At 32.2% G+C, this 6,589-nt stretch carries 5 protein-coding genes and 1 pseudogene; 2 read left to right on the forward strand and 4 right to left on the reverse strand.

The genetic code is table 11. The annotated features are described in order from the left end of the window. The first annotated feature begins 263 nt into the window (after nt 1-263). Complete coding sequence (locus tag CD155_RS11790) at nt 264-1,154, forward strand: fructose bisphosphate aldolase (RefSeq protein WP_103213414.1); 891 nt, start codon at nt 264-266, stop codon at nt 1,152-1,154. Between the two features lie 210 nt (nt 1,155-1,364). Here the strand turns inward: CD155_RS11790 and CD155_RS11795 are convergent. From CD155_RS11795 to CD155_RS11805, 3 genes and pseudogenes are all read right to left on the reverse strand, one after another. Continuing rightward, nucleotides 1,365-2,537: pseudogene (locus CD155_RS11795) on the reverse strand (FAD-dependent oxidoreductase). 24 nt (nt 2,538-2,561) lie between these two features. After that, nucleotides 2,562-3,125 carry a PadR family transcriptional regulator gene (locus CD155_RS11800; protein WP_103213415.1) on the reverse strand — a complete coding sequence of 188 codons (564 nt, stop codon included), beginning with the start codon at nt 3,123-3,125 and terminating at the stop codon, nt 2,562-2,564. 161 nt (nt 3,126-3,286) lie between these two features. Beyond that, entirely contained in the window at nt 3,287-4,141 is an 855-nt protein-coding gene (locus tag CD155_RS11805) for a class I SAM-dependent methyltransferase (protein WP_103213416.1), read from the reverse strand. Nucleotides 4,142-4,389: 248 nt separating this feature from the next. On the opposite strand from CD155_RS11805, the gene CD155_RS11810 reads away from it, so the two are divergent. Next, nucleotides 4,390-5,334: a hypothetical protein gene (locus tag CD155_RS11810; RefSeq protein WP_103213417.1), complete on the forward strand. Its 945-nt coding sequence runs from the start codon at nt 4,390-4,392 to the stop codon at nt 5,332-5,334. A 200-nt stretch (nt 5,335-5,534) separates the two neighbouring features. On the opposite strand, the gene CD155_RS11815 is transcribed toward CD155_RS11810, so the two are convergent. After that, entirely contained in the window at nt 5,535-6,464 is a 930-nt protein-coding gene (locus CD155_RS11815; RefSeq protein ID WP_103213418.1) for a hypothetical protein, read from the reverse strand. Nucleotides 6,465-6,589: the final 125 nt, after the last annotated feature.

The following is a 6,589-nucleotide window of genomic DNA, read 5'->3' on the forward strand; positions in this document are numbered from 1 at the left end:
GTAATATATTTATATTATTAATGATTATTTATAAACATAGAATAACATACTATTTTGAAAATTGAATTAAAACGTGTGTACGGCTCTCAATTAATTTATGTCCATCTTTTTACATTGCCATCAATATAATTCTAATTTTCGTCAAATTTATGACTTCATACACGATTCAAGACAGTTTCACATAAATTTCGAGTTGAAAAACTTGAGATAAAATATAATTTTTATCATACTGTAAGTGAAAGTTATGTTAAGGAGTGGAAAGTATGAATAATGAACAATTAGAAAAAATGACTAATGGTAAAGGGTTTATCGCTGCGTTAGACCAAAGTGGCGGTAGTACACCTAAAGCGCTTAAAGAATATGGCGTTAATGAAGACCAATATAGCAATGAAGATGAGATGTTCCAACTTGTTCACGATATGCGTACGCGCGTGGTGACTTCACCTTCATTTTCACCTGATAAAATCTTAGGTGCCATTCTCTTCGAACAAACAATGGATCGCGAAGTTGAAGGTAAATACACTGGTGACTACTTAGCAGACAAAGGCATTGTTCCTTTCTTAAAAGTTGATAAAGGTCTTGCTGAACAACAAAACGGTGTTCAATTAATGAAACCAATCAATGACTTAGACGAAACATTAGACCGTGCCAACGAACGTCATATCTTCGGTACTAAAATGCGTTCTAACATCTTAGAATTAAACGAACAAGGTATCAAAGATGTTGTTGAACAACAATTTGAATTCGCTAAAAAAATCATTGCTAAAGGTTTAGTACCAATCATTGAACCAGAAGTTAACATTAATGCTAAAGATAAAGCTGAAATTGAAAAAGTATTAAAAGCTGAAATCAAAAAAGGCTTAGATTCATTAAATGATGATCAACTTGTAATGTTAAAATTAACTATTCCTACTGAACCTAACTTATATAAAGAATTAGCTGAACATCCAAACGTTGTACGTGTAGTTGTATTATCTGGTGGTTACAGCAGAGATGAAGCTAACAAATTATTAAAAGAAAACGATGAATTAATCGCAAGCTTCTCCCGTGCATTAGCTAGTGACTTACGTGCTAGCCAATCACAAGAAGAATTCGATAAAGCATTAGGTGACGCTGTAGACTCAATCTACGACGCATCAGTAAATAAAAATTAAGGTGCGAAGAAAAGCGCTTAGGTTTTGAGCAGAATCGAAAAGTGAGCAAAACTGTTTCTCAAGTTTTGTCGAACTTTGAGTATTTCTGCCGAAAAACCTGCTTTTCGTAGCCCGTCTATCTTTCCGGCGAAGTTAAATTATTTCCTCGTTCGGAAGTACATGAAATGCCGACTGGTTCAAGACAACCAGCCGGCATTTTTAAATATCTATTTATTTATGTGATTGATGTTCTTCAAATAACTCACCTATTTGATTAAAGAAATCTCCAAATTTTTGTGCAGCATTGTCACCAAACATTTCTTCCAAGTTAGCTTGAGACTCACGCGCACTTTGTTCTGATGCTTCATACATATTGTCTTCGTATTCTTTTAAAGCCAGCTGCAACTCGTCATTTTCTTTAAGCGCTTCAGCTAATAAATACGCATCGTAAAATGCCATATTCACGCCTTCGCCCGCAAATGGACTCATAAGATGTGCTGCATCTCCAATTAAAGTAACATTAGGTTGATTTTCCCATTTAAAACCAATAGGTAATTTATATATGCGACGTAATAATATATCATCGCCTGCATATTCAATATATTTTTTTAATTATGGATGCCAATCTCCGAAATCGTTCAATAACTGTTCTTTAATTACTGACTTGTTCATCCCTTTAAATTTATCAAATTCATCATAATCCATTTGATATGACATATATACTTTAATTCTGCCATCGCCATTCACTTGGCCGAGTATCGCTTTGTGGTCACCAAATGCCATCATTTTACCGTGTTTATTAAACTCAGCCAAATCAGGATGTTGATTATACACATCCTCTACATTCAGTTCCACCATTGAAATACCATTATACTCAACGTCCACATTTGCTAAATAAGGTCTCACTTTTGAAAATGCCCCATCAGCACCTACCACGAAATCAAACGTAGCTGTGTCTCCTTCAACGAATGAAACTTTAACTTGTCCATCATCTAATCGAGTAAGCGATTCAAACGTTTTGCCATATACGACAGTGCCCTCTTTTAATTGTTCACTAATGATATCGCAAAGTTCACCACGATCAATCTCTGGACGACCACCTTCAACTTCCGGGTCAGCAATTTCTTCATAATACACTTTCCCATCTTTATCTAATACGCGTGTATCTTCGCCTTCAAAACGTGCAAGTTCTCTAAATCGATGAATCATACCCGCTTCTTTCAATGGTAACTGTCCACTTTCTTCGTGTATATCTAATGATCCACCACGGTCTCTATTAATATCTAACCCAGCTTTTTCAAATATAGAAACCTCGAACCCTTGTTGTTGTAATAGAAGACCTAACATCAATCCTCCAGGTCCTCCACCAATAATACCTACCTTTTTAACATCTTTTATATTCATTCCAAAACCCTCCATTATCTATTTTTATTCGGAAAATTTTTTCAAACGTTCTTTTGTTTCTTCTACAAATTGATCAAACTCTTTTTTCAATTCTTCATCTTGTAAAGCGCGTTGACTTGCTTTCATAAAACCTTGAAATACTTCATGTAATTGTTCACGAGAAGCTTTCAATTGTTCAAAATCAATATTTTGGAATTGTTCCTTTCTTTGAGTAAACACATCATTATCAATATTTTCATCCAAGAATTTTTCGCCTTCTTCAGTTATTGAATACACTTTCTTTTTCCCGTCTTTAGAAATAGAAACAAATTCTCTATCCTCTAACATTTGTAAAATGGGATAAACTGAACCAGGACTCGGTGCATAAAATCCTTTGAAACGTTCTTCTAAATCTTTAATAATTTGATAACCATGTCTAGATTCTTCTTTCAACATTTTAAGAATGACAAATTGTAAATTTCCTTTTTTGAAAAAGCGATCTCGACCGCCACCTCTTGGACCACCAAAGCCAGCAGCGCCTCTTCCAAAATCAAATCCTTCAAATTTTTCAATATGTTGTCTCATCATTTCTGGTCTTCTTCTGAACATAAATATCACCTTTCTTTAATTATCATTTCGATATATCATTATATTAAGCGATATATCGAAATATTTCAACGATATATCGAAACAAATTATAAAAAAAGAAATACTGTTCACATAAATGTTGTCAGAACAGTATTTCGATTCACTCTATATATTTTTAAATTTTAAAGATGTATTAATACCTTCCCAAATTTACCACCTGTCGTTAATGGGACGTTATCTCCATATTTATCTTGTAAGTATTGTTCAATACTTTCCATTTGTTGATGATCTATTTCAATTTCTACTTCTTTTAACCATGATGGTAATTGTTGCATGACTTCTTCAACACTTTTTTCAGTATGCTGAGTGTGGTGTTCAATTAATGTCTCATACGTATAGTTATTACAATATAGTAGTTGCATTAAATAATACATATCGGCTGTCATGGGTGATGGTTTCATTTCTAAAAATGCAGTCACCTCATCTACAATTGAGTTTTCTTTAGGTCCTGCTATTAAACTCACATAAACAAACTGATTTGCGATATCAATGGCTTTTTGAACCGCTTCCCAAGTTGTTACTGCTGGACACATAGATGCAAAGACAAAGTCTACATTATTTAAATCTGAAGCTGATATTGATTCAAATGACTGATTTATCGTCTTAATTGAAGCATCATAATGCTGTGCATTATCTTTTAACATCTCATGTAATACAGTTGATGGTTCGAGACTCGTAACTTTAGCCCCCTCTTTTGCGAAAGGAATACTAAATACTCCTGAAGCAGCACCTACATCTAATATACTTAAGTTTTTAAATGCGCCCGTTTGGTTCTCAATCCATGACATAATACGCTTTGTACGTTTCTGACTTTCTTCCGTAAACGAATTTTTATTGAAGTTCTCAGCCCATTTTTCAAATCCTGGTGCATCAGGATTTCCTAAACCTGCACGTTTCATCCTTTTATCTTGAGTATTAGGATCATTATCCCAAGCGTCTTTCCAAAATTGTTGATCAAAGATATTCATATCCACCATCATTACAAACTCCTTCGAATAAATTTTGTCCTCATTGTATCGCCAGTCACCAGTTATTAAAAATAATTAAACTTCACTTAAATGTGGTTAGTTTGGTACATAACTCAATATAATTTTCCTAATCTTTAAAAATAATAGTCAATATACTCAATACTAAGTTATAATAATATTATATTTAAACATTTTATCTTTTATAATATATTACTAATTATATGTTAAGCTACTCATGACAGAGGAGATATTAAGTTATGAAAAAACTTATTACCGTAGTATTGTGTGCATCAATGATTTTAGAGGGTTGTTCCTTCATGGATAAAGATCAAACAAAAGATATTCCAAAAAAAGTGAGTGTTAAAAGCTATGACGGTAAGTACATTGGTGAACATAAAAAGCGCAACGAGGAATTTAAAGAAAAATATAAAGATAAAGCCAAGAAGCAGTATAAAAAGTATGTAAAAGACACATTTGGGTTAAATTGTAAAATTAATTTGGTCGATGCTTATACCAATTCTTCAGGATTCAGTGAAAAAAGTAAAACTGATGGTCTAGTAGTAGTTGGAACTGTAGATTACGATGTTCCTTTTCAATTAAGATTAATATTCGTCGAGTCTGATAATGGATTAACTATCACCACCTTCACACCTGGTCATGACAATGAAACCTCTGTCGCGGTTGCCGCAATGATGTATAAACGTTATGAAAATGACATTGAACAAGCACGCCACAAGTTTAAACACGAAGTTGAAAAAAACGGTTATTATGCCATGAATACAAAACTTCAAAAAAAGCAGGAATTTAATGGAGTTACAAAACAATACTTAAACTTTAATACTTCTGGTATTGAAGGATTGGACAAGTTTAAGAAAGAATTCAAACCAATAATGAAGATGAACGGTCAAGAATTTAATCAACAATTTGATAGCTTACTAGCGAAACATCCTGAAATAAAAAAACAAGCAGAGTCTGATTTTATTGCATATTACAAAGATAATGAAAATAGAGACAAGATTGCAGATTATGTTTGGAACTTACAAAAACCTATAAATAACGTAATGAAATTATATCCTGGTAAGAAATTCGTAAGATTTTACAAAGATAACGTATCTCCAACAAAGATTGATGGGCATGGGCGTTTAAAGTCTGAAAGCGAGGAAATTTCTATTGCTGGAGGCAAATATGATGAACGAAAATAAACATTTGCCAGATTTAGATGTCATTGAATTAAGTAGTGGATAAAATTTATATTAATAACAAACCACTCTCTCTACGTCTTTATAGACGTTAGAAAGAGTGGCTATTTGTTTAAATTATCTCTAAATATACAAGCAAAGATTAAAATCTTAAAAATGATAAGACACTGACAGCTAAATTATTTTTAATTTATCCGTATACTCTAATTATCGCTCATATATTTTTCTTCTTCTTCTTCTTCTGCTACTTTTTTAAATACTTCAAGTTGATATGTTGAAAAGTCAGCTTGTGCACTCATAAATGGAGCTGAACTTACATTTAGTACTTTATGGTTTTTACCATCTAATTCTACTGGTGAGAATAAGTAATAAGCTAAAATAGCATCTGCAGCATCTTTATCTGAGTCAGAACCATTACCTAACACTGAAAAATCAGTATAAGGCTTACCTTTATATTTCACTTGAACGATACTATACGAAATTGCCTTAGGATTCTTTAACTTTGTGATATCTTTTAATTCTTTAACTTTAATTAAATCTTTTTTAGCAATTTGGTCCTTGGGGCTCATATGAAACAATCCAGGTTGATTTGATAGAGCAATCAATTTATCTTTTTTGAACGTAGCCATGATTTGAGAATAATTTTCTGGTTCATCCGTATTCCCAATTTTCTTACCATGTCGATCAATATATAAATAATCAATATGTTTAACATCTTTATCAGGGTCTTTCATTACTTTTCGTTTGACACCCTTTTTATCTTTAAAAAATTTATCTACTTCTTCAAGTGATGAACCTTCAGATTCCTCTGTGTATTTTAAATCAGCTAATGTGACCTTATCCGATAATTTCTTATAATCTTTCCAACCTTGCATCCCTGTCTTATTAGTAAATGTCTTTTCAGTCATCAAAGGATCTAATTTATCTAAAATAGGAACTTGCTTTAATCCTTTAGCCTCTTTTTCTAGCTTCTTATATTGATCTTTTTTACTATCTTCTTCTGAATACTTCGTCGCAACATCCGTTTTATTCTCTGATTTCTTAGAAGAGGACTTGTTAGAATCAGAATGATGTGAACAACCTGTTAACCCAACAATAATCATAATTAATAAAATCCCTAAAAATTTTCTCATTTTTATCTCCTTTTTAGTTCTTATACGTAATGATATGTATTTAATATAAACATATTGATAAAAATAATGTTTATATTTCTATTCTACAGTAATAACTGAGCATTTTATATAGTATTCTATATATT

Source organism: Staphylococcus caprae, assembly GCF_002902725.1.
In the GTDB taxonomy this organism is placed as follows: Bacteria; Bacillota; Bacilli; order Staphylococcales; family Staphylococcaceae; genus Staphylococcus; species Staphylococcus caprae.

Coding starts and splice junctions, on each gene's coding strand:
- CD155_RS11790 (WP_103213414.1), top strand. CDS start 264: ATGAATAATGAACAATTAGAAAAAATGACTAATGGTAAAGGGTTTATC.
- CD155_RS11810 (WP_103213417.1), top strand. CDS start 4,390: ATGAAAAAACTTATTACCGTAGTATTGTGTGCATCAATGATTTTAGAG.
- CD155_RS11800 (WP_103213415.1), bottom strand. CDS start 3,125: ATGTTCAGAAGAAGACCAGAAATGATGAGACAACATATTGAAAAATTT.
- CD155_RS11815 (WP_103213418.1), bottom strand. CDS start 6,464: ATGAGAAAATTTTTAGGGATTTTATTAATTATGATTATTGTTGGGTTA.
- CD155_RS11805 (WP_103213416.1), bottom strand. CDS start 4,141: ATGGTGGATATGAATATCTTTGATCAACAATTTTGGAAAGACGCTTGG.